21 protein-coding genes, 2 tRNA genes and 1 other RNA gene are annotated in these 22,505 nt (G+C 58.0%); 12 read left to right on the plus strand and 12 right to left on the minus strand.

Going from position 1 to position 22,505, the window contains the following annotated elements; all coding sequences use genetic code 11:
* Positions 1-5 precede the first annotated feature (5 nt).
* From AC0V6L_RS12510 to AC0V6L_RS12520, 3 genes are all read right to left on the minus strand, one after another.
* Positions 6-464, minus strand: coding sequence for a phosphatase domain-containing protein (locus AC0V6L_RS12510; protein ID WP_486154537.1), 459 nt, complete (start codon positions 462-464; stop codon positions 6-8).
* Positions 461-3,967: a transcription-repair coupling factor gene (gene mfd / locus AC0V6L_RS12515; protein WP_486154538.1), complete on the minus strand. Its 3,507-nt coding sequence runs from the start codon at positions 3,965-3,967 to the stop codon at positions 461-463. The genes AC0V6L_RS12510 and mfd overlap by 4 nt, the downstream gene beginning before the upstream one ends.
* Before the next feature lie 86 nt (positions 3,968-4,053).
* On the minus strand, positions 4,054-4,332 hold the full coding sequence (locus AC0V6L_RS12520; protein WP_486154539.1) for an FAD assembly factor SdhE: 279 nt from the start codon (positions 4,330-4,332) through the stop codon (positions 4,054-4,056).
* Positions 4,333-4,453: 121 nt separating this feature from the next.
* Here AC0V6L_RS12520 and recG point away from each other — a divergent pair, with 121 nt between their 5' ends.
* On the plus strand, positions 4,454-6,517 hold the full coding sequence (gene recG, locus AC0V6L_RS12525; RefSeq protein WP_486155139.1) for an ATP-dependent DNA helicase RecG: 2,064 nt from the start codon (positions 4,454-4,456) through the stop codon (positions 6,515-6,517).
* Between the two features lie 17 nt (positions 6,518-6,534).
* Here the strand turns inward: recG and AC0V6L_RS12530 are convergent, their stop codons facing one another.
* The 3 genes from AC0V6L_RS12530 to AC0V6L_RS12540 all read right to left on the minus strand — a co-directional run bounded on the left by AC0V6L_RS12530 (position 6,535) and on the right by AC0V6L_RS12540 (position 8,564).
* Complete coding sequence (locus tag AC0V6L_RS12530) at positions 6,535-6,924, minus strand: arsenate reductase/protein-tyrosine-phosphatase family protein (RefSeq protein WP_486154540.1); 390 nt, start codon at positions 6,922-6,924, stop codon at positions 6,535-6,537.
* Positions 6,839-7,036: an arsenate reductase/protein-tyrosine-phosphatase family protein gene (locus AC0V6L_RS12535; RefSeq protein WP_486154541.1), complete on the minus strand. Its 198-nt coding sequence runs from the start codon at positions 7,034-7,036 to the stop codon at positions 6,839-6,841. Before AC0V6L_RS12535 ends, AC0V6L_RS12530 begins: the two co-directional genes overlap by 86 nt.
* A gap of 127 nt (positions 7,037-7,163) precedes the next feature.
* The gene (locus AC0V6L_RS12540; protein ID WP_486154542.1) at positions 7,164-8,564 is read right to left on the minus strand and encodes an ABC1 kinase family protein; all 1,401 of its coding nucleotides are present in this window, start codon (positions 8,562-8,564) and stop codon (positions 7,164-7,166) included.
* Between the two features lie 110 nt (positions 8,565-8,674).
* On the opposite strand from AC0V6L_RS12540, the gene AC0V6L_RS12545 reads away from it, so the two are divergent.
* A complete protein-coding gene (locus AC0V6L_RS12545) occupies positions 8,675-9,160 on the plus strand; it encodes a DUF3429 domain-containing protein (protein WP_486154543.1) in 486 nt (161 codons plus the stop codon).
* Positions 9,161-9,197: 37 nt separating this feature from the next.
* Here AC0V6L_RS12545 and AC0V6L_RS12550 read toward each other — a convergent pair.
* Positions 9,198-9,274, minus strand: a tRNA-Pro gene (locus AC0V6L_RS12550).
* 103 nt (positions 9,275-9,377) lie between these two features.
* On the opposite strand from AC0V6L_RS12550, the gene thyA reads away from it, so the two are divergent.
* From thyA to AC0V6L_RS12575, 5 genes are all read left to right on the plus strand, one after another.
* Positions 9,378-10,361: a thymidylate synthase gene (gene thyA, locus AC0V6L_RS12555; RefSeq protein ID WP_486155140.1), complete on the plus strand. Its 984-nt coding sequence runs from the start codon at positions 9,378-9,380 to the stop codon at positions 10,359-10,361.
* A 71-nt stretch (positions 10,362-10,432) separates the two neighbouring features.
* A complete protein-coding gene (locus AC0V6L_RS12560) occupies positions 10,433-11,737 on the plus strand; it encodes a thiamine pyrophosphate-dependent enzyme (RefSeq protein WP_486155141.1) in 1,305 nt (434 codons plus the stop codon).
* A 71-nt stretch (positions 11,738-11,808) separates the two neighbouring features.
* The gene (locus AC0V6L_RS12565) at positions 11,809-12,807 is read left to right on the plus strand and encodes an alpha-ketoacid dehydrogenase subunit beta (protein WP_486155142.1); all 999 of its coding nucleotides are present in this window, start codon (positions 11,809-11,811) and stop codon (positions 12,805-12,807) included.
* A gap of 2 nt (positions 12,808-12,809) precedes the next feature.
* Complete coding sequence (locus AC0V6L_RS12570) at positions 12,810-14,123, plus strand: dihydrolipoamide acetyltransferase family protein (RefSeq protein WP_486154544.1); 1,314 nt, start codon at positions 12,810-12,812, stop codon at positions 14,121-14,123.
* Between the two features lie 88 nt (positions 14,124-14,211).
* Positions 14,212-14,288: transfer RNA gene (locus AC0V6L_RS12575), tRNA-Asp, on the plus strand.
* A gap of 49 nt (positions 14,289-14,337) precedes the next feature.
* Here the strand turns inward: AC0V6L_RS12575 and AC0V6L_RS12580 are convergent.
* From AC0V6L_RS12580 to AC0V6L_RS12600, 5 genes are all read right to left on the minus strand, one after another.
* Positions 14,338-14,589 carry a DUF2842 domain-containing protein gene (locus AC0V6L_RS12580; protein ID WP_486151260.1) on the minus strand — a complete coding sequence of 84 codons (252 nt, stop codon included), beginning with the start codon at positions 14,587-14,589 and terminating at the stop codon, positions 14,338-14,340.
* Between the two features lie 12 nt (positions 14,590-14,601).
* A complete protein-coding gene (locus tag AC0V6L_RS12585; protein ID WP_486154545.1) occupies positions 14,602-15,177 on the minus strand; it encodes a 5-formyltetrahydrofolate cyclo-ligase in 576 nt (191 codons plus the stop codon).
* A gap of 136 nt (positions 15,178-15,313) precedes the next feature.
* Positions 15,314-15,504, minus strand: a non-coding RNA gene (gene ssrS / locus AC0V6L_RS12590) — 6S RNA.
* 32 nt (positions 15,505-15,536) lie between these two features.
* A complete protein-coding gene (locus AC0V6L_RS12595) occupies positions 15,537-16,013 on the minus strand; it encodes a cell division protein ZapA (protein ID WP_486154546.1) in 477 nt (158 codons plus the stop codon).
* Positions 16,013-16,210 (minus strand): hypothetical protein, encoded by a 198-nt coding sequence (locus tag AC0V6L_RS12600; protein WP_486154548.1) that lies wholly within the window; start codon positions 16,208-16,210, stop codon positions 16,013-16,015. The genes AC0V6L_RS12595 and AC0V6L_RS12600 overlap by 1 nt, the downstream gene beginning before the upstream one ends.
* 367 nt (positions 16,211-16,577) lie before the next feature.
* On the opposite strand from AC0V6L_RS12600, the gene tkt reads away from it, so the two are divergent.
* The 5 genes from tkt to AC0V6L_RS12625 all read left to right on the plus strand — a co-directional run bounded on the left by tkt (position 16,578) and on the right by AC0V6L_RS12625 (position 22,447).
* Positions 16,578-18,557, plus strand: coding sequence for a transketolase (tkt, locus tag AC0V6L_RS12605; protein ID WP_486154549.1), 1,980 nt, complete (start codon positions 16,578-16,580; stop codon positions 18,555-18,557).
* Between the two features lie 27 nt (positions 18,558-18,584).
* Positions 18,585-19,592 (plus strand): type I glyceraldehyde-3-phosphate dehydrogenase, encoded by a 1,008-nt coding sequence (gene gap / locus AC0V6L_RS12610; protein ID WP_486154550.1) that lies wholly within the window; start codon positions 18,585-18,587, stop codon positions 19,590-19,592.
* A gap of 114 nt (positions 19,593-19,706) precedes the next feature.
* A complete protein-coding gene (locus AC0V6L_RS12615) occupies positions 19,707-20,906 on the plus strand; it encodes a phosphoglycerate kinase (protein WP_486154551.1) in 1,200 nt (399 codons plus the stop codon).
* 1 nt (position 20,907) lies between these two features.
* Complete coding sequence (locus AC0V6L_RS12620; RefSeq protein WP_486154552.1) at positions 20,908-21,996, plus strand: serine hydrolase domain-containing protein; 1,089 nt, start codon at positions 20,908-20,910, stop codon at positions 21,994-21,996.
* The gene (locus AC0V6L_RS12625) at positions 21,989-22,447 is read left to right on the plus strand and encodes a PaaI family thioesterase (RefSeq protein ID WP_486154553.1); all 459 of its coding nucleotides are present in this window, start codon (positions 21,989-21,991) and stop codon (positions 22,445-22,447) included. The genes AC0V6L_RS12620 and AC0V6L_RS12625 overlap by 8 nt, the downstream gene beginning before the upstream one ends.
* The last annotated feature ends 58 nt before the right edge of the window (positions 22,448-22,505 follow it).

A 22,505-nucleotide genomic window follows, 5' to 3' on the forward strand; every position in this document is an offset into this window, starting at 1 on the left:
GCTTTCTAAAAGTCACCATTATCGCATTGCAGGCAGGTAATCCCCCTTCTGCGCCACATGTCGACAACCTGCTGCCTGTCATCCACGGTGAAGTGGATATCCAGGCCTTCTCCTAAAAGTTGGTCAAGTATCTCTTCTTTTATGATGTGGTCGGCCCGCGAGTCGTTGTCTGCCCGCATTAAGAGCCGCTCAAATGGAATCTCGTTCCAAACGAGCCAATTTTCGGTGATCTTGCGAAAGCGCTCATTGCGGCCTGTTACAAGGATCAGATTGTAGTCGCCGGATAGCCAGAGCGTTTTGTAAAGCGAAACTACAGGTACGTTCGGTGTATCGTCCCCCATGGTACTGTTGAACGCCGCCCAGTCGGGCTTTCCCTGCCTGAGAAATACACGCCTGTGCTCTATGTCAGCTAGGGTTCCGTCGATATCGAAAAGGACGGTCTTCACTTCGCTGTCGTTTTTCATGCCGCCTTTTTCTTCTCCGAACGCTGCGCCTTCAAAGCGATGCGCGATAGCCCCTTGGTCAGCTGGAACAGGCCATTTAACCGGCTTTGCGGGTCGCCCCATGCCCGGTTGATGACTAGTTTCATATCAGGGCGCAATTTCGCGGTTTCGCGGCCCCCTTCGTTTAGTCGATCAACATAGGCGATAAGGCCTGGCCCATCGGGGAAATCATCCTTGTGGAATGTCACCAAAGTCCCGCGCGCACCGACATCGATTTTGGAGATATTGGCGGTGATGGCCTGATGCTTGATCTCGATCAGGCGAATAAGGTTGTGCGTGGGCGCAGGCAGATCGCCGAAACGGTCGATCATTTCAGCAGCGAGGCCCTCAATCTCTGCCTTGTCCTGCGCCTGGTTGAGGCGGCGATAGAGCGCCATGCGCACGGCGAGATCGGGGACGTAATCCTCCGGGATCATAATCGGCGCATCGACAGTGATTTGCGGGGACAGGACATCGCGGTTAGCCTCAAGCCCTGCATCGCCCGCTTTCGCGGCCATAATCGCATCTTCGAGCATGCTTTGGTACAATTCAAAGCCAACCTCGCGGATATGGCCCGATTGTTCATCGCCCAAGAGATTGCCTGCGCCCCGGATATCGAGATCGTGGCTGGCCAGCTGGAAGCCAGCGCCGAGCGAATCGAGATCGCCGAGCACTTTGAGGCGTTTTTCCGCAATTTCGGACAATTGCACGTCTTTTTCGTAAGTCAGATAAGCATAGGCGCGCAGCTTTGACCGGCCCACGCGGCCGCGCAATTGGTAAAGCTGGGCGAGGCCAAATCGGTCTGCGCGGTGGATGATGATTGTGTTGGCCGATGGCAGGTCGAGACCGGATTCCACGATGGTTGTGGACAGCAGCACTTCGTATTTGCCTTCGTAAAAGGCGCTCATCCGCTCTTCGATTTCATTCGCGCCCATTTGGCCATGGGCGGAGACGCATTTCACTTCCGGTACGGTTTCGCGCAGCCATTCTTCGACCGCCTGCATGTCAGAAATGCGGGGCACCACGATAAAGCTTTGCCCGCCGCGATGGTGTTCGCGCAGCAAAGCCTCGCGCATCACCATTTCGTCCCATTCCATCACATATGTGCGCACTGCGAGCCGGTCGACAGGCGGGGTTTGGATGGTCGAAAGCTCGCGCAATCCTGTCATAGCCATTTGCAGCGTGCGCGGAATGGGCGTCGCGGTCAGCGTCAGCATATGCACATCGGCGCGCAGGGTTTTGAGTTTCTCTTTGTGCGTCACGCCAAAGCGCTGTTCCTCATCGACGATCACAAGGCCAAGGTTTTTGAACTCGGTTGATTTCGACAGGATTGCATGGGTGCCCACCACAATGTCGATATCGCCAGAGGCAAGCCCGTCGCGGGTTTCGCTCGATTCTTTGGACGAAACGAGCCGTGATAACCGTCCGATTTTCAGCGGGAAGCCGGCAAAGCGTTCGGAGAAATTCTGGAAATGTTGGCGCGCAAGCAAAGTGGTGGGCGCGACCATGGCAACCTGCTGGCCGTTCATGGCGGCGACGAAAGCGGCGCGCAAAGCGACCTCGGTTTTGCCAAAGCCTACATCGCCGCACACCAGCCGGTCCATCGGCTTGCCGCTTTCCAGATCGCGCAGAACATCGGCAATAGCTGCGTCTTGATCTTCGGTTTCCTCCCAAGGGAAACGGTCGGCGAACTGGTTGTAGCTGGCTTCTTCTGCTTCAAAAACGGGCGCTTTCTTAAGCGCGCGCGCGGCTGCCACTTTCATCAATTCGCCGGCAATTGCGGTGATGCGCTCTTTAAGGCGCGCGCGGCGTTTCTGCCATGCTTCGCCGCCCAATCGGTCCAGCGGAACGGATTCCTCGGAGGAGCCATAGCGCGAGAGAACATCGATATTCTCAACCGGGATGAAAAGCTTATCGCCGCCCGCATATTCAAGCGAAACGCAATCGTGCTGGCTTTTGCCAACGGGGACAGGATCAAGGCCGAGATATTTGCCGATGCCGTGTTCGACATGGACGACCAGATCACCGCGCGCCAATGCTTGCAATTCGGCAAGGAAAGCATCGGAACCTTTGCGCTTTTTCTTTCGACGCACGAGGCGGTCACCCAGCACATCTTGTTCTGTCAGCAGCTCAAGGTCGGCATTGGCGAACCCTGTTTCCAGCGGCAGGACCATCGCGGTCGCTTGCCCCTTGGCGGCTGCGCCCAATGCCTCTTGCCATGTGCCAGCGAGCGCGGTTGGGGTGCCTGCTTCTTCGAGGATCGAGGCGATGCGTTTGGCGGAACCTTGCGAATAGGCGGCAAAGAGCGGTTTCCTGCCTGATTTTGCGACCTCGCCGAAATGCTTGCCCGCCGCGTCGTAGACATTGTCCCCCCGCGCGCGTTCGGGGGTGAAATCGCGTGAGGCTTTTAAGCCGAAGTCCACCGCCTTATCGCCTTCAGGCGCGGCAAAGACGCTCGCGCGGTGGGCAGGGGCGCTGTCTAAACTGGCGGTGAGTTCGGATTGCGCCAGATACAGCGCATCAGCGGCAAGCGGGCGGTAGGAACCTGACTTGTCGCCCGCAACGCGCGTGCGCTGCTCGTGGTAATCACCAATGTCTTTAAGCCGCTCTTCGGCAGCACCAAGCGCGCTTTGGTCGATCACCACCGCATCATTATCACCCAGATGATCGAACAAAGTGGCAAGCTTTTCCTCAAACAGAGGAAGCCAATGCTCCATCCCCGCAAGCCTGCGCCCATCGCTGACCGCTTCATAAAGCGGGTCTTGCGTGGCGGCTGCGCCAAATTGTTCGCGATAGCGCGAACGGAACCGTTTGATGCTGTCGGGATCAAGCAAAGCCTCAGATGCAGGCAGCAATAGATGCTCATCCAAACGCCCGGTCGAACGCTGGGTATTGGGATCAAACAGGCGCAGGCTTTCCAGCTCATCTCCAAAGAAATCGAGCCGCAGGCCGGAATCGAGCGAGGATGGGAAAATGTCCACCACTGATCCGCGCACCGCAAATTCGCCGTGATCGACCACCGTATCGGTGCGCGAATATCCCTGGCGCGTCAGCAGCGCAGCCAGACTGTCATGGCCGATCACCGTGCCAGCCTTAAACTGGCGCACGCTTTCACGGATACGGAACGGGGTGAGCGCGCGTTGCAGAGCCGCGTTAATCGTCGTGACCAGCAATTGCGGTTTTGCCCCGCCCGATTGCAGCTTGAACAAGGCTGACAGCCGCGCCGCGCTGATCGACAATGCTGGCGAGGCGCGGTCGTAAGGCAGGCAATCCCATGCGGGAAATTCGAGCACTTCCACTTCGGGCGCAAAGAACCGCGCGGCCTCCGCCACGGACCGCATCGCGGCATCATCGGCGGCGATAAACACCGCGCGCCGGGATGCAGCCCGCGCCAGATCGCTCATCACCAAAGGCACAGCCCCGCGCGGGAGCGAAGCGAGAGTGAGCGGCGTTTTGGCCGTGAGGATACGGGAGAGGTCAGTCATGGATAGTTTTCAAACTCGAATAGCAGAAACGCAAACAGCTCTGGGCGTTTCCGCGCAGAGCTAAAAAATTAAGGTTGGCAGGCCGCCTAGCGCGGAATGTCGACGTAATCGAGCTTCATCATCGCCTCGATCAGCGGGCCTGCGAATTTTTCCGGCACATCCTGCGTTTTGAGCGCCCAGGCCATGATATCCACGTCGTCTTCGTCAAGCAGGTCTTCAAACCACCTAAGCTCATCCTCGCCCCAATCGGCTGAATATCGGTCGAAAAAGCCGCCGATCATATAGTCAGCTTCGCGCGTGCCGCGGTGCCAGCTGCGGAATTTGGCGCGGGCCAAGCGCGCATCGAATGGGGGCGTGTCAGTCATGGTGGAGTGCTTAGCCAATTCGTCATCCCAGTGAAAGCTGGGATCGCTATCAACAGGCAAGCTCGATCCGATTGCGATCCCAGCTTTCGCTAGGATGACGATGATGCTTAAGAAGAGCGCAATGCGTCCCGATATTCTCAACCCTCTGTTTGCGACAAACGATACGCTCGACGGCGTCGGGCCAAAACTTGCCAAGCCGCTCGAAAAACTTGGCCTCACCCGGATCAAGGATTTTGCCTATCATCTGCCCGAACGCTTCGTCACGCGGCGGGTGATTGCGGATTTGGATGAAGGCGGCGAGGGCGAGCAGGTGATCATTGCGCTGACGCCAACTGAACACCGCAGCCCCCGCAATCCGGGGCGCGGGCCGTACCGGGTGCTTGCGCAGGATGAGGCGGGCAATATCTGCGCGCTCACCTATTTTGGCCGCGCGTCATACACCGCGAAAAAACAGTTGCCTGTGGGAGAGAAACGCTGGGTCGCCGGTCGATTGGACCGGTATGGCGACATGCTCCAGATTGTGCATCCCGATCATGTGGAGGAAGATTCTGCGGCGCATCTCGCGCGGATGAATGAGCCTGTCTACCGTCTATCCGAAGGATTGACGCAGCCGCGCGTGGCGGGGCTCGTCGCCAAGGCATTGGCGCAGGTGCCCGAATTGCCTGAATGGGTTGAGCCGGGCCAGTTTGATGCTGCTGGATGGCCCGCATGGCGCGATGCGCTGCATCTGGCGCATAAGGATCAGCACCAGAGCGCACGCGACCGGCTGGCCTATGATGAGCTGCTCGCCAATTCGCTAGCGCTGCTGCTGGTGAAAGCGGATAGCCGGCGGCGGCGCGGGCAAGCACTTGCAGGGGATGGCGCCCTACGGGCAAAGCTGCAATTGCCGTTTGAGATGACGGGCGCGCAAAAACGCTCCATCGACGAAATCGAAGGCGATCTGCAACAAGAGGCTCCCATGCTGCGCCTGCTGCAAGGCGATGTGGGAGCGGGTAAGACGGTGGTGGCGCTCGCGGCCATGCTGATCGCGGTCGAAGCGGGCAAACAGGCGGCAATGCTCGCCCCCACAGAAATCCTCGCGCGCCAGCATTTTGAGACCTTGCGCAAAATGGCTGCGCCTACGGGGGCAGAAGTCGCGCTGTTGACGGGCCGCGCCAAAGGCAAGGAACGCGAGAGCATCCTGATGGGGCTGCTCGATGGCACGATTGACATTCTCGTGGGTACCCATGCGATTTTTCAGGATACGGTGAGCTATAAGGATCTGGGCCTTGTGGTGATTGATGAACAACACCGCTTTGGCGTGGCGCAAAGGTTGGCGCTGGCAGGCAAGGGGAGGCGCGCGCCGCACACTCTGGCGATGACAGCAACCCCGATCCCGCGTTCGCTTACGCTGGCGCAATATGGCGAAATGGATGTGAGCCGTCTGGATGAATTGCCGCCGGGAAGGCAAGCGATTGATACCCGCGTGGTGGCGCAGGAACGGCTCGATGATGTGGTTGCAGGCGTTGAGCGCCACCTTGCCACAGGGCAGCAGGCCTATTGGGTTTGCCCCATGGTGCGAGACAGCGAAGTGGCCGATATTGCGGCGGCTGAGATGCGTTATGCGGGGCTAAAAGAACGCTTCGGCGATGCGGTCACGCTCGTCCACGGGCAGCTTAAGCCTGAGATCAAAGACGCGAATATGGAGAGCTTTGCGCGCGGGGATGCGAAACTGCTGATCGCCACCACAGTGATCGAAGTCGGGGTTGATGTGCCGTCATCCACTCTGATGGTGATCGAACAGGCGGAGCGGTTTGGCCTTGCGCAATTGCACCAGCTGCGCGGTCGTGTGGGGCGAGGGGCTGACAAATCGACCTGCCTGCTGCTGCGCGGTAATGAGCTTTCGGAAACCGGCAAGAAGCGGCTCGCTCTGATGCGCGAGACACAGGACGGGTTTCGCATTGCCGAAGAGGATCTGGAGCTGCGCGGCGGCGGGGAACTCTTGGGCACGCGCCAATCGGGCGATGCGGCGTTTCGTATTGCTGATCTGGAACAGGTGCAAGAAATGCTCCCCATCGCGCACGCCGATGCGCGCATGCTGATCGAGCATGATGGCGGATTGACGTCAGCCAGGGGTGAGGCCGCGCGGATATTGCTGTATCTGTTTGAGCGCGATTGGGGCGTCCAATTGCTGCGCGGCGGATAGGATTGTCCGATAAACGCTTAAAATTCGACCTTTACACCGCGTTCTTGAAAGTTGGTGACAAGTGCATGGGCTGCCGCGTTGATATCGTCCCAGGCGCGGCGAAAATCATCCTCATCGCCGTAATAAGGGTCTTTCACTGGCTCATTCTCGCGGCCTTCAACCGCATCCATCAGCATTGCAATTGACGCCGTGCCGTCACGCGGGGCGATTGCTTTCATGCCTTCAAGATTGGCGCGGTCCAGCGCGAAAATATGGGTGAAGTCGTAAAAATCGGTCCGCTGCAATTGGCGGGCCTGAAGATCGGCGATGTCAGCGCGGTTTTCATTTGCGACCTTGATCGCGCGCGGATCGGGCGGATTGCCGATATGGTATGCGCCCGTTCCCGCCGAGATCGATACGGCAGTCAAAACCCGCTTCCTCGCACGCAGCGCGAAACGCGCCCTCTGCCATGGGCGAACGGCAGATATTGCCAAGGCATACGAACAATATGCTCAATTCAGGCTTACGGCGTTCCAGCATCTCAGCGTTTTAGCGTTGCAATTGAAACTAAGCCACAACTTACATTGCTGAATTTTGAGTAAATAGACGCTGATCGGCCGGATAGGGTTTTACACGCAGGTAACGCCGTTCAGGTGCCGGGCGCGTTTCAGGCTGCGCTCGCCGTCATGGGTTTGGTTGATTTCAGCACTTCTTCGGTGATGCGCCGGATATTGACCTTGGCTTTTAGCCGCGCGCCCAGGAGCGCGGTGCCCGATACTTTGCGCTGCACAAACAAAGTCTCAATCGGCGGGAAAGCCCAGGTGTCCTTGTCCTGCGCGATTTCAAAACCTTCTTCGCGCAGATCCGGGATAAAGGCCCGGTCGCCAAAATCGAACGGCGCATCGCGGCGCATTTCATTGATGACGATATCGATCATCTTATCGACCCGTTCGCCATGCTTTTCGACCACGATGGGCTGCATAAAACCTGCATCGAGCGTCGCTTGGCGCACTTCATCGCGATTGCCCACAAGGCCCGCTTCGAGCATTTTGCGATAGCCATTGGCGACATCAGGATCGACCGGGCGGCAGGCTCCAAAATCAAGCAGCACAATCTCGCCTGTTTCGCGGCGATATTGGAAATTGGCGAAGTTGGGATCGGTTTGCATCACACCAAATTCGAACAATTCGCGCGCAACCAGACGCAGCAAGCGGCCAAACACCTCATCGCGGCGGTCGTCGGGCTCCTTGGCCAGTTCTTCGATATCGACGCCTTTTTCAAACGACATCGCCAGGATGGCCCCGCGCGTCAGCCCTTCGTGCAGGGCCGGCACGACAAAGCCGGGCACGCCGCCCAGTTTTTCGCGATAAAGCTGCAATTGCTGGCCCTCGCGTTCATAATCGGCCTCTTCGTGCAGCTGTTTTTTGGCTGCGGCGAGCAATTTGTCGACTTCGAGTTCGGGCGGGGCAAAGCCTGCGACTTTCAGCAAAGTCATCACATTATCGACATCGCTATCAATGCTTTTGGCAACGCCTGGATATTGCACTTTGATCGCCAATTCCTCGCCATCACGGGTCAACGCCTTGTGCACCTGGCCAATGCTGGCAGCGGCGATGGGGCGCGGGTTGAACCAGCGGAATTGGCGGCGCCAATCATTGCCCCATTCTGATTTCAGCACCTGATCGAGCTGCTTTGCCGGCATAAAATGCGCCTGATCGCGCAAAGTGGCCATAATCTTGGCCAGTTCATCGGGCAGAAACTCGCCTGCATCCAAGCTGATCATCTGACCCATTTTCATGGCCGCCCCGCGCAAGTGAGACAGACGTTCGGTAAGGCGTTTTGCATTGCCGGGAGTTAAAATCAGATCGCGGGTTGAAATCTTCTCCCCGCTGGTCAGCCTGCGCGCACCTTCGGCCGCCATGCCGCCTGCCACCCCGCCGACGAGCTTGCCAAAGGTTGCAAAGCGCGAAACCCGGCCCGATGGCACTGCGCGGTGCCGCTTACGCGCGGCGCGATCATCTTCGCCGGAATGCTGGGAAGAGGGCAGGTCGGAAAAATCGTCTGACACAGTGGAATGGTCGCCTTTTGAAGAGGGGCTTTGTTACCAAACTCAAAGTGGCGGTGCATGTTCCTTGGCGCAAGCGGGAACCGCGCAAGGCGCCATGCGCTTTTGATGCCATGGACGAGATCAATTCTACCGAAACTTCCCAGACTGAGGAGCTTACGCCTGCTGCACGGCTGCTGGGTTATCTGGGGCTACTGCCGCAAAGCATCTGCCTTGGCATTGCTCTGAGCGGTCACGAATATGCGTATTCGGCAATCGCTGGCGGATTTGCCTATGGCGCAGCGATTTTCAGCTTTTTGGGCGGTGTGTGGTGGGGCCAAGCCATTCAGGCGGGCAAAGCAGGTGCGGGCGCTTACATTATTGCCGTTATGCCCAGCCTGTTGGCGGTGGCGCTGTTTTTGCCATGGACATTCGGTTGGGAATGGCCGGGGCCTGCGCTGATGTATTTAGGAGCGTTTATTGCTTTGTCGCCCGCAATTGACCGCGCGCTGGGTTTTGCGAGCCGCGATTTTCTGCTGCTGCGCGTGCAATTGTCAGCTGGGCTTGGTTTGTTGACAGTGGCGCTGGGCTTTACCGCGATGAACATGATGGCTGTTTGAAGCCGCCATCACGCTTTTTCGGTTTTGTCTGAATATTTGGTCGGGAAGAGAGGATTCGAACCTCCGGCCCCCGCCTCCCGAAGACGGTGCTCTACCAGGCTGAGCTACTTCCCGACTCAATTGCATGACGCTTAGACGCAATCATGCGGTAGGGGCGCGCCTATAAGTGTGGATGGGCGGGGTGGCAAGCGGGCTTTTGCTGCGTATAGTTTTCGCCATGGCGACTTTGCAGACACCTGAAACGATTCCCTCCCGTCTTGATCGGGGCAGCGCGCATCCCGAATGGCAGTATCTCGATCTGATGCGCCGCATTTGGGAAAGCGGCGATGAACGCGGCGATCGCACCGGGGTTGGCACGCGTTCCATTTGCGGGGCGCAATTGCGATACGATCTGGCAGATGGCGCAATGCCGCTGCTGACGACCAAGCGAGTCTATTGGAAAACGGCCACGCGCGAAATGCTGTGGTTCCTTACCGGCGAAACCAATATTCGCCCGCTGGTGCTGCAAGGGGTGAAGATCTGGAATGAATGGCCCCATGCCCGTTATGTCAAAGAGACGGGCGAGGACATTGCGCTCGATGATTTTGTCACGCGTATCGCCGATGATGAGGCGTTTGCGAAAAGGTGGGGTGATCTTGGTCCGGTGTATGGCAAGCAATGGGTGGATTGGCCTACCTACCAATACCGCAAAGATGGCCTGTATGAACGCGGGCCCGGCATCAATCAGGTCGCTGAGGTTGTTGAAAGTCTGCGCACCAATCCGGGCAGCCGCCGGCACATTATCGAAGGGTGGAATGTAGCCGAAGTGCCCCGCATGGCATTGCCGCCGTGCCACAAGACCTATCAGTTTCATGTTAGCGGAAGCGGCCAGGATGCGCGGCTCAATTGTGTGCTTTACCAGAGGTCTTGCGATGTCGCTTTGGGTCTGCCGTTTAACCTGTGGTCGGCCGCGCTTCTTACGCGGATGATGGCGGATCAAACGGGCATGCAGCCAGGCGAGCTGGTGTGGATGGGCGGGGATGTTCACCTGTATCTCAACCATGCGCATTTGATCGAGGAACAACTGACTCGCGAACCAAAAGGCAGTCCCACTCTCGCAATCACACGAAAGCCTGAAACAATTTTCGACTACTCAATCGAGGATTTTGAGGTGCATGATTACGCGCCAATGCCCCCGATCAAGGCACCTGTTGCGGTGTAGTTTCCCGCCCTTGACCGAGGGTTTTGGCTAACATACCCGATGATCCCAACACTGTCTTGGGAGAGAGTTTTATGGCCGATGGGGCCAATCCATCAGGTAATCGCCCGCAGCTAGCCCTGCATGTGCCGGAGCCCAAGTTTCGCCCTGGCGACAAGGCGGATTTCTCCGATATCGACATTGGCGCGCCCGGTGATCAACCGCGTCCTGATGAGGCGACCAAGCCTGAGGATATGAAAGACCATGCTTACGGCTTGGTCCGGGTTCTGGGTGATGACAATAAAGCGCACGGGCCGTGGGATCCCAAGCTTGATGCCGATACGCTTCGCACAATGCTGGGCCATATGGCGATGGTGCGCGCTTTTGATGAACGCATGTTTCGCGGGCAGCGTCAGGGCAAGACCAGCTTTTACATGAAATGCACCGGCGAAGAGGCGACCAGCGTGGCATCGTCCATGGCGCTGGCTTCCGATGACATGGTGTTCCCATCTTACCGCCAGCAGGGCATTCTGATCGCGCGCGGCTATCCGCTGATTGAGATGATCAATCAGATCTATTCAAACAAAGGCGACAAGCTGAAAGGCCGCCAGCTGCCGATCATGTATTCGAGCCGCGAACACAGCTTTTTCAGCATTTCCGGCAATCTTGCCACGCAAACCCCGCAAGCGGTCGGCTGGGCCATGGCAAGCGCGATTAAAGGCGATAGCCGGATCGCGGCGACCTGGGTGGGCGAGGGCTCTACGGCAGAGGGCGATTTCCACAGCGCCTGCACCTTTGCGAGCGTTTATAATGCACCGGTTATTCTCAATGTTATCAACAATCAGTGGGCGATATCGAGCTTCTCCGGTTTTGCGGGCGCAGAGCGCACCACCTTTGCCGCGCGGGCGCTGGGTTATGGGATTGCTGGCCTGCGCGTGGATGGCAATGACGCACTGGCTTGCTTTGCAGCGCAGCAATGGGCCGCGAACCGGGCAAGGGCGAACCAAGGCCCGACGCTGATCGAATACTTTACTTACCGGGCAGAAGGGCACTCCACCTCGGATGATCCGTCCGGTTACCGCAGCGCGCAAGAGCAATTGGAATGGCCGCTGGGCGATCCGGTCACCCGGCTGAAAGACCATATGATCGCAATCGGCGAATGGGATGAGGACCGTCAGGCGGCAATGGACAAGGCATGCGCGGAGGAAGTGAAAGCCACGACCAAAGAAGCCGAGAAAAACGGCATTCTTGGACACGGTCTGCATCACCCCTTCCACACGATGTTCGAAGATGTGTTCGAGGATCTGCCATGGCACCTGCAAGAACAGGCAGAGCAGGCAACGCGCGAACGCAAGATCAAATGGCCCGACCATCACCCCATGGATGGAGCAGGCAAATGAACGCGCACGTGGACACAAGCACCCCAAAAACCCCCGCGGTAAGCGGCCCTGCGGTAAGTCGCAGGATCAATATGATCGAGGCGATCAACGAAGCGCTCGATGTCATGCTTTCGCGCGATGATGATGTGATCGTGATGGGCGAGGATGTCGGCTATTTCGGCGGGGTGTTCCGCTGCACGGCTGGCCTTCAGGAAAAGCACGGTAAAACCCGCGTATTTGATACGCCGATTTCGGAATGCGGTATCATCGGCGTTGCTGTGGGGATGGGGGCGTATGGCCTTCGCCCGGTGCCCGAAATTCAGTTTGCCGATTACATCTATCCCGGCCTTGACCAGCTGATTTCAGAAGCGGCGCGGCTGCGTTATCGCTCTGCCACTGAATATATCGCGCCGATGACTGTGCGCTCTCCCTTTGGCGGGGGGATTTTCGGCGGGCAGACGCATTCGCAATCGCCGGAAAGCCTGTTCACCCATGTCGCGGGCCTTAAAACGGTGATCCCGGCAACGCCCTATGATGCCAAAGGGCTGCTCATTTCTGCAATCGAAGACAATGATCCGGTGATCTTTTTCGAACCCAAGCGGATTTATAACGGCCCGTTTACAGGCTACTATGACAGCCCGGTAGAACCGTGGAAGAAGCACCCCGACAGCGAAGTTCCAGAGGGGTATTACAAAATCCCGCTGGGTAAAGCGCGCCACGTCAATGAAGGCGATGCGCTGACTGTGCTTGCCTATGGAACGATGGTGCATGTCGCTGAGGCGGTGTGCCAGAAAAAAGGCGTGGAGGCCGATATCCTTGACCTGCGCACGCTGATGCCGCTGGATATTGATGCGATTGAAGCGTCCGTGAAGAAAACGGGCCGCTGTCTGATCGTGCATGAGGCAACGCGCACTTCAGGCTTTGGCGCGGAATTGTCCGCGCTGGTGACAGAGCGGTGTTTTTACCACCTCGAGGCGCCAGTGGAGCGTGTGACCGGGTTCGACACACCTTATCCGCATAGCCTTGAATGGGCGTATTTCCCCGGTCCTGTGCGGATCGGCGAGGCTATCGACACAATTTTGAAAGACTGATCATGGCAAAATTCACATTCAACATGCCCGATGTAGGCGAGGGCGTTGCCGAGGCCGAGATTGTCGAATGGCACGTGAAAGTCGGCGATAAGGTCGAGGAAGATCAGCACCTCGTTGATGTGATGACGGACAAGGCGACAATCGACATTGAAAGCCCTGTCACCGGCACCGTAACTGAGTTTGCGGGTGATCTGGGCGATGTGGTCGCGGTGGGATCGATGCTGCTGGTGGTTGAGGTTGAGGGGGAAGATGGCGAGGAGGAGCGCGGCGAGCCTGCACATGCACCCGCGCTGGAGTCTAAAGTCGAAGTTGATGAACCCACATCCGCTCGTGCTGAGCCGGTGGCGCAAAGCGCCGTCTCTGTCTCCGAAGCACCGTCCTCTTCTTCCGAATCAACTGAACAAAAGAAGGACGGCCCTTCGACAAGCTCAGGGCGAGCGGAAAGTAAGGTATTGGCCACACCAGCCGTGCGCCAGCGTGCGCGCGATCTTGGGATTGATCTTGCCGAAGTGAAACCCGCAAGCGATGGCCGCGTGCGCCATGCCGATCTCGATCAGTTCCTCGCCTACAATGCAGGCGGTGGGTTCTCGCCCGCGGGCGCAAAACGCGATGATGAGGCGATTAAGGTTATTGGCCTGCGCAAGCGTATCGCGCAGAACATGGCCGCTTCCAAACGCCACATCCCGCATTTTACCTATGTTGAAGAATGCGATGTGACCGAGCTTGAAGCGATGCGCGCCAATCTCAATTCGGCGCGCGGGAACAAGCCCAAGCTGACGATGCTGCCGCTGATGATTGCAGCGATCACCCGGCTGATCCCCGAATTTCCGATGATCAATGCGCGTTATGATGACGAAGCGGGCGTGGTCACCCGCCATGGCGAAGTGCATTTGGGCATGGCGACGCAAACAGATAGCGGGCTGATCGTGCCTGTCATCCGCAATGCCGAAAGCCGCAATGTCTGGCAGCTTGCAAGCGAGATCGGACGGCTGGCCAATGCTGCGCGCGATGGATCGGCCAAGTCAGAGGAATTGTCCGGCTCCACATTGACGATCACATCGCTTGGCCCCTTGGGCGGGGTGGCGACCACGCCCGTCATCAACCGGCCCGAAGTCGCGATTATCGGTCCCAATCGCATTATCGAACGGCCGATGTTCGTAACCGGCCCGGATGGCGTAGAGCGGATTGAGAAACGCAAGCTGATGAATATCTCAATTTCGTGCGATCACCGCGTGGTTGATGGCTATGATGCGGCAAGCTTTGTACAGGCGATGAAAAAGCTGATTGAAACGCCTGTTTTGCTGCTGGCGGAATAATTTTGGCTGTTTGGTGAGCGAGGGCGTTGACAGCCCATCACGCCCGGCCTAATGGCCTCGCTCCCAAGCGGTTTTGAACTGCTTTTATGCGGGTGTAGCTCAGTTGGTTAGAGCGCCGGCCTGTCACGCCGGAGGTCGCGAGTTCAAGTCTCGTCACTCGCGCCATTTCCTTACAATTTGAAACGGAAATGGCGCAGCGCGCTTGGGGCCTGCTTTATTCCGTTGGTGTTTGCGATGTTGTCTCTTTGGGCGGGGACCAGCTGCCGGTTTCCATCCAGATCAAAAACCGCTTGAGCGGCAACAGCCAGATCAGCCCCAAAATCACATAAACCACCGTTTGCGCAGCGCCTGACCATGTGCCGATCAGATCAGGCGCATAGCGCGCGATCACAATCGCATAGACCATGATCGCAATGAACAGGCCGATTATGCCAACAGGAATTCGCCAGGTCGGTGTTTCGCGCATCAATCGGGTCTTTCAATCCAGGCCATACATGCGGGTGGGGGTTACAACCGCATCCAGTTTCACATCATGCGGCTGTGTTGGCAATGTCTCAAGCAGCTGCACATCCCATGCAAGCCCAATGGTCATGACGCGCGGATGTTCCGCCAGCCAGCGATCATAATGCCCGCCGCCCTGGCCCAGTCTGTCACCGGCCGCGGTAAAGCCCAGCAGCGGGACGAAGACGATATCGGGCGTCAGCGCGGATGCGCCGTGTTCGGGTTGCTGCAAATCAAATGCACCCGCAGTCAGATCGGTTTCGCCAAAAGGATCGGTGTGTTCGCGAAACTCCATCGCGGCACCTGCTGAGGCGAAAAAGGGCAGGGCGATGGTGTGGCCAGCCTCGGCAAAGAATTTGGCATAGCCTGACGCAGGCGCTTCGCCGCGTGCGGCGTGATAGACGCCGATGGCGGCTTGCGGTTCAATATGCTTCAACAGCGGGGAAGGCGGGCGATTGAACAGCAAAGCGCGAATGGCATCGGGCTGGGCGGCGGCATGCTCTTTTCGCGTGGCCCGGAGGATTTTGCGAAGGGAATTCTTAGCGGCGCTCATTCTTTAGATCCCAACCGGCCCGGCAGGCCCGCAAGGGCGCCAAAGGACCATAAGCGCCCGCCCGCAGGCGGCAGAACGCGTAGCGGAGGAACAGCGCCGAGGACGCGCCCGCGGATGCGGGTGCGTAAGCGAAAATGACGAGACCACCATGGGTCGTTTGCACGGAAATCCTCTGACGCGAAAACGTCAGGTGGGCGCCGTATACTCCGGTTCCCGGGTTCCATCCCCAAAGGGACGCAGTGGCCCATGTTCCAGAGCAGGGACAGCTCCCGTAGGAATGCTTATAGCCTCAGGGATATTCAATCGGCTCGTTCCGGGCAGCCTCGCCGCGATCTATCTAAGCGTCCAAGCCGCCAGCTTCAACCGCTGCGCGTACCGGCTTCAAGCGCGCTGGCGGCTGCTTCCGCGCGAGCGGCCAAAGTTTCGAGCTTTTCTGCAAGCGCATCATCGTCTTTGCCCGCCTCATCAGGCAGGTCCAAACGAGGCGCGGCTGCATCGCGCAATTGCGCTATCTCCGCCTGCAAACGGGCGTTTTGCGAAGCCGCTTCATTGTTAGCCACGCGCAATTGTTCGATTTCAGCGCGCAGTTCGGCCTTTTTACCGCCGGGCTTGTCCTGATCGGCTGGCGCGCCCGTTTTGCGCGCCTCGGTCAGTTCATCGGCGAGGAAGAGAGCGGTGAAGACAAGGTTTTGCGCTTCTTGCGGAGTGCGCGCATCGCCAAGCTGATTGTATTTTTCGTCAATCAACTGCGCGAGCCGTTCAATCTGCGCTTCTTCGCCATCGGCGCAGACCACGGGATAGGAACGCTGGCCAATGGTGATGTTGATAGTGCTCATCAGCCGTGTTCTTCGATCATCTGATCAATTTCGCGCAGCGTTTCCGCCACTTCTTCGCGTAGTTTTTCGTGGCTGTTCACGAGGGCTGCGATCCTGGCAGAACCAGAATCGGCGGGCTCCACATCAACCGCAGGCGCGGCAGAATGCGCGCCCCTTGATGCGGCAGCGTGTTTCTGTGCGACCTCTATGCGTGCCATGGCCGCATTCAAACGGTCCAGCGCGTTGTGTGTTCGGCTTCCGCCCATAATGGTGGGGAATTATCAAGGTTACTTCGCGGAGGCAAAGTGTGCGGGGGCTGTGGCGGGCCGGGTCTGTTGATAAGTGGAGTTAGGCCTGGGCTTGGCGGGCTGCACTTGATCGGGGCTTGCCGCGTGCGCGTGGTTGACCTCTTATGGCGGCTCGGCAATGGCATGTGCGCACACCGAATCGCCCAATTGCCGGGGTTATAGACCGGAACGCGCCGACAAGCGCACATGCGGGCGAAAAGCTGCAACGCCAACGCTGCAAAGCAACACTGCAAGGCCAGCCGGCACAGCAGTCAATGAGCAGGAGATTTTCGCCAGCATGACGATTGACGCCGCCCGTCTCCAACCAATGGCCAATGCCATTCGCGCTTTATCCATGGACGCTGTTCAGGCCGCCAATTCCGGCCATCCCGGTATGCCGATGGGCATGGCGGATGTGGCGGCTGTGCTGTTTTCAAACCACCTCAAATTCCATCCCGCGCGCCCCGATTGGGCCGATAGAGACAGGTTTGTGCTGTCCGCCGGGCATGGTTCCATGCTGATTTACAGCCTGCTGCACCTTACCGGATATGCGCAGCCCACGATGGACGATATCCGCAATTTCCGGCAATTGGGCAGCCCGTGCGCAGGGCACCCTGAAAACTTCCTGCTCGAAGGGGTGGAATGCACCACCGGGCCTTTGGGTCAGGGGCTTGCCATGGCTGTCGGCATGGCCATTGCAGAGCGGCATTTGAACGCGGTGTTTGGCGATGATCTGGTCGATCACCGCACCTGGGTGATCGCTGGTGATGGGTGTCTGATGGAAGGCATCAATCACGAAGCCATCGGCCTTGCTGGCCACCTGAACCTTGGTCAGATGAATGTCCTGTGGGATGACAACCGCATCACGATTGATGGCGCGACTGATCTGTCGACTTCGGAAGATGTAAAAGCTCGTTATGCCGCAACCGGATGGCATGTGACCGAATGCGACGGGCATGATTTTGCCGATATTGAGCGCGCATTGTCCGAAGCAAAAGCCGATCCGCGACCATCGCTTGTCGCGTGCCGTACCATTATCGGCAAAGGCGCTCCGACCAAGCAAGGCACCAGCTCAACCCATGGCGCGCCGCTTGGCGCAGACGAAATCACGGCTGCCCGAGAATCGCTGGGATGGGATGCTGCGCCGTTTGATATCCCGCGTGATGTGCTGGCAGACTGGCGCGATTGCGCGAAACGCGGCCGCACCGCGCATGGCGAATGGACCGCGCGGCTTTCCGCATCCGACAATCGCGCCGAATTTGAACGCCGCATGGCAGGCGATTTGCCCGATATGGGCGCGCTGGATGATCATATCGCGGCTCTGGTGGCGGAACCACAAAAGGTTGCGACCCGCAAAGCGAGCGAACTGGCGCTTAACGCGATCAATCCAAATGCGCCTGAGACAATCGGCGGAAGCGCTGATTTAACTGGCTCAAACAACACCAAAGCGGGCGGTATCGAAACGCTGGATGCGGATCATTATGCGGGCCGCTATCTCAATTACGGCATTCGCGAATTTGGCATGGCCGCCGCAATGAACGGAATGGCGCTGCATGGCGGCGTGATCCCCTATGGCGGCACATTCCTGGTGTTCACCGATTATGCACGCGGCGCGATCCGGCTGTCGGCCTTGCAACAGGCGCGCGCAATCTATGTGATGACGCATGACAGCATCGGCCTTGGCGAAGATGGACCCACGCACCAGCCGGTGGAGCATGTCGCTTCGCTGCGGGCTATGCCCAATCTCTTGGTGTTCCGCCCCGGTGATGCAGTGGAAACCGCAGAATGCTGGGCGGCGGCTTTGGCGCAAAAGGACCGGCCATCTATCCTTGCCCTGTCGCGTCAGGGATTGCCGCAATTCCGGCTTGAGGCGGCAGATGAGAACCTGTCGAGCAAAGGCGGTTACAGGGTCCGCGCGGCAAGTTTGCCAAGAAAAGTGGTTCTTCTTGCGACAGGCTCCGAAGTCAGCCTTGCGCTTGAATGCGCGGATGCGCTTGAGGCTGAGGGCGTTGGCGCTGATGTGGTCTCGATGGTGTGCGCGGAATTGTTTGAAGAGCAAAGCGATGCTTACAAACAGGACATCATTCCCGGCGGCGTCATGAAAGTGTCGATCGAAGCGGGCACGACTTTTGGATGGGAGCGTTACACCGGATTAAAGGGGCTGAATATCGGAATAGACAGCTTCGGCGCCTCTGCACCTGCTAGTGACCTGTTTAAGCATTTCGGTTTCACAGCGGACAAGGTGGTCCCGCAAATTCTTTCCAAACTTTCCAGTTAAAGCATAAGACAAGCAGGAGTTCTTCACATGGCGACTAAAGTTGCGATCAATGGGTTTGGCCGTATCGGACGGCTTGTGGCGCGCGCTCTTCTCGAACGCACCGATCACGATTTTGAGCTGGTCTCGATCAATGATCTGGCCGACACCAAATCCAATGCGCTGTTGTTCCAATATGACAGCACGCATGGCCGTTTCCCCGGCACTGTGGATACCGCAGATGGCGCGATTATCGTCAACGGCAAAAGCATTGCGGTGACCTCGGAACGCAACCCTGCTGACCTGCCGCACGCGGCGCAAGGCGTTGATATTGTGCTGGAATGCACCGGCTTTTTCCAAAGCGATGAAGCCTGCCGCCCGCACCTCGACGCGGGCGCGAAGCGCGTTTTGATCTCGGCTCCTGCCAAAGGCGTATCAGCGACGGTCGTTTACGGGGTGAACCACGATGTGCTGACCGCTGATGATGTGATCGTGTCAAACGCCAGCTGCACCACCAATTGCCTCTCACCAGTTGCCAAAGTGCTGAATGACACTGTCGGGATTGAGCGCGGCTTTATGACCACGATCCATTCTTACACCAACGATCAGCGCATGCTTGACCAAATGCACTCTGACATGCGCCGTGCGCGCGGCGGGGCGCAGAATATGATCCCGACCACGACAGGCGCAGCGCGCGCTGTGGGTCTGGTGCTGCCGGAATTGGCAGGCAAGCTCGACGGATCATCCGTCCGCGTGCCTACGCCCAATGTGTCGCTGATTGATCTTGTGTTCCAACCCGGCCGCGACACCACTGCCGAGGAACTGAACGCAGCTTTGAAAGCGGCCGCTGATGGCCCGATGAAAGGCGTGCTCGATTACACCGATCAGCCGCTTGTCTCAGGCGATTTCAATCACCACGCCGCCAGCTCCACCATCGACAGCCTCGAAACAGGCGTGATGGAAGGCAAGCTGGGCCGGGTTGTCAGCTGGTACGACAATGAATGGGGTTTCTCCAACCGCATGATCGACACAGCGGGTGTGATGGCGAAGTTTCTTTAATTGAACGCAACTCCGCTCGTCCTGAGCTTGTCGAAGGACCGTTTTTCCTTAAGACGCGGCGCGAATGAGTAAGTACGACCCTTCGACAGGCTGAGGGTGAGCGGAGTAGATGCAGTGACCACATTCAAAACTCTCGATGATCTGGGCGATATCGCTGGCAAGGTTGCGCTTGTCCGGGTGGATCTCAATCTGCCGATGAAGGACGGCTCTGCCACCGATGTGACGCGGGTTGAGGCGGTTAAGCCGACCATTCTTGAATTGTCCGAGAAGGGCGCGAAAGTCCTTTTGCTCGCCCATTTCGGCAGGCCCAAAGGGCAGCGTTCCAGCGTGCTTTCCACCAGCATGGTGGTGGGCGATGTCGAAGGGGTGCTAGGCAAGGAACTGATGTTCATCCCCGAAGTCGCTGGCCCGGTCGTTGAACAAAGCATCGGCATTTTGAGCAATGGCGATATCGGGCTGCTGGACAACACGCGGTTCTGGCCGGGTGAAGAAGGCAATGACCCCAATTTCGCTAAAGCCATTGCCGCCCACGGCGATTTCTACGTCAACGATGCCTTTTCCGCAGCGCACCGCGCCCATGCCACCACCGAAGGTCTGGCGCATCACCTGCCAAGCTATGCCGGGCGGTCGATGGAAGCGGAGCTGAAAGCGCTCGATACAGCGCTTGGGTCGCCTGAGCAGCCCGTCGCTGCTGTTGTGGGCGGGGCTAAGGTGTCCTCCAAACTCGCGGTGCTCGAAAACCTTGTCGGCAAGGTTCAGCACTTGATTATAGGCGGGGGCATGGCGAACACATTCCTCGCCGCGCGCGGTGTTGATGTGGGCACATCTTTGTGCGAGCACGATCTGACTGAAACCGCTTCCAAAATCATGGACGAGGCGGATCATGCCGGATGCACCGTGCATCTGCCTTATGACGTGGTGGTCGCGAAAGAATTTGCCGCAAATCCTGCATCTTTGCGCACCTGCAATGTCCACGAGGTTGCCGCGGATGAAATGATCCTCGATATCGGCCCGCAAGCCACCGAAGCGCTTGCCGATGTGCTGAAAACCTGCCGCACTCTGGTGTGGAACGGGCCGCTTGGCGCCTTTGAGACAAAGCCGTTTGACACCGCCACCATGGCGCTCGCCCGGCATGTTGCGGCTCTCACACAGGAAGGCTCGCTTATCTCAGTCGCGGGCGGCGGCGACACGGTTGCCGCTTTGGCGCAGGCAGGCGTTACGAATGAGGTTACTTATATCTCCACCGCCGGCGGAGCGTTCCTTGAATGGATGGAGGGCAAGCAGTTACCCGGCGTTGCGGCGCTCTCGAATTAGGATGCGCAGTGCTGCTCTATCGCTGGCCATAATCTTTCACGCACTATGGAGCGCACCTGCACTTGCCGATGGGAATGCGCACAGTGCCTTTGAAACCAGCCTCGAACAGTTCCGAAAACAGACCAACACCCCGTCAATCAGCGCGTTGATTGTCAAAGATCAAGAGATTGTTTGGGAGGCATATCTTGGGACTTGGGATGATGAAGGTGATTTTCCGACCACCGCCCAGACCACCTACTATATCGCTTCAGTGACCAAGCCAATTGCTGCGTCCGCAATTCTCGCTGAGCGTGCTGCGAGTGCGATTGACCTTAGTTTACCCATGACAAATGATTTGAAATGGAAGGGCTTCTGCGCGCACTTTCGCAATACCGAAATCCCGTTCATGGGCGGCGGTACTGACCGATTTGGCAATCTGATTGCGCCCATTGATTGCTCAAAACCTACCACTCTTGGGCATATGTTGGATATGCGGGCCAATGGCGAAGCGTTTGTCTACAACCCCATTGCGTTTGCCCGGATAGATCGAGCGATTGAGGGCGCTGGCGGTAGGTCATTGCGAACCATTGTGCGCGAACGTGCCATTCGACCGGCAGGCGCTGAGAATGTTGCGTTGGGTTGGCGCGATGAAAATGCAGGCGACGCGCTGCGGTGGCTCGCAATGCCGCACACGATTGAAGACGGCCGGGTTCTAAAGCAGGCTTATCCCGATGACGATTTCCGCGCATCGGCTGGAATCATAGCCAGCCCCCGTTCAATCGCGGCGTTCGATATTGCGTACGACGAAGGCTTGATCGTCCCGCTGGCGGTTCGCGACCATTTGGCAACGCAAATAACCATTCCGCCCCTAGGCGATTATCGCAAAGGATGGTGGTTGGAGGAATATCGCGGGCAGCGCTTGATGTGGCATTCCGGTAAGGACGATGGAAAGTATTCTGCGGTTTACCTGAAAGTGCCGGCTAAAAACCTTACTTTGATTGTGCTGGCCAATTCTGATGCGATTTGGAATGAAGGTTCCTCAGTTGTGACAGCGCGCGTTGCACAAAGCCCCGTTGCCCGAAAATTTGTAGAGCTTTATGTCGATGACTGAGGAAAAAACTCAATACGGATACGGCAATGCTGTTGAATGCTGTGAGGGCGAATTTGCTGGGTGGTATCACTGGAACCATGATCCGTTCGAAACGCGCTCTGGCCCGTTCTTTATGCGCCGCGAGGATGATGGCACTTACCTGAGCGCCTTTCGCGCCGAAGATCGCCATATGAACGGGGGCGGCGCGATGCATGGCGGGTGTCTGATGACCTTTGCCGATTTTGCATTGTTTGCGATTGCAACAGATGAGCTGGACGGCGCGCATGCTGTCACCATGAACCTGTCGAGCGATTTTCTGGGCGCAGTTCAGCCCGGCGCTTTGGTCGAAGCGCGCGGCGAAGTTACGCGCGGCGGGGGCAAGACGATCTTTCTCCGCGGCCTGATCACTGGCGATGGCGCGCCTGCGCTGAGCTTTACTGGGATTATTCGGAAACTTTCACCCCGCACGTGAACCCATTGGGCTCGTCGCCCCTCTCCAAAGCCCCTTTGCGCCTATACTTGTGGCCAAT

This window comes from Erythrobacter sp. JB1-15 (genome assembly GCF_057365035.1).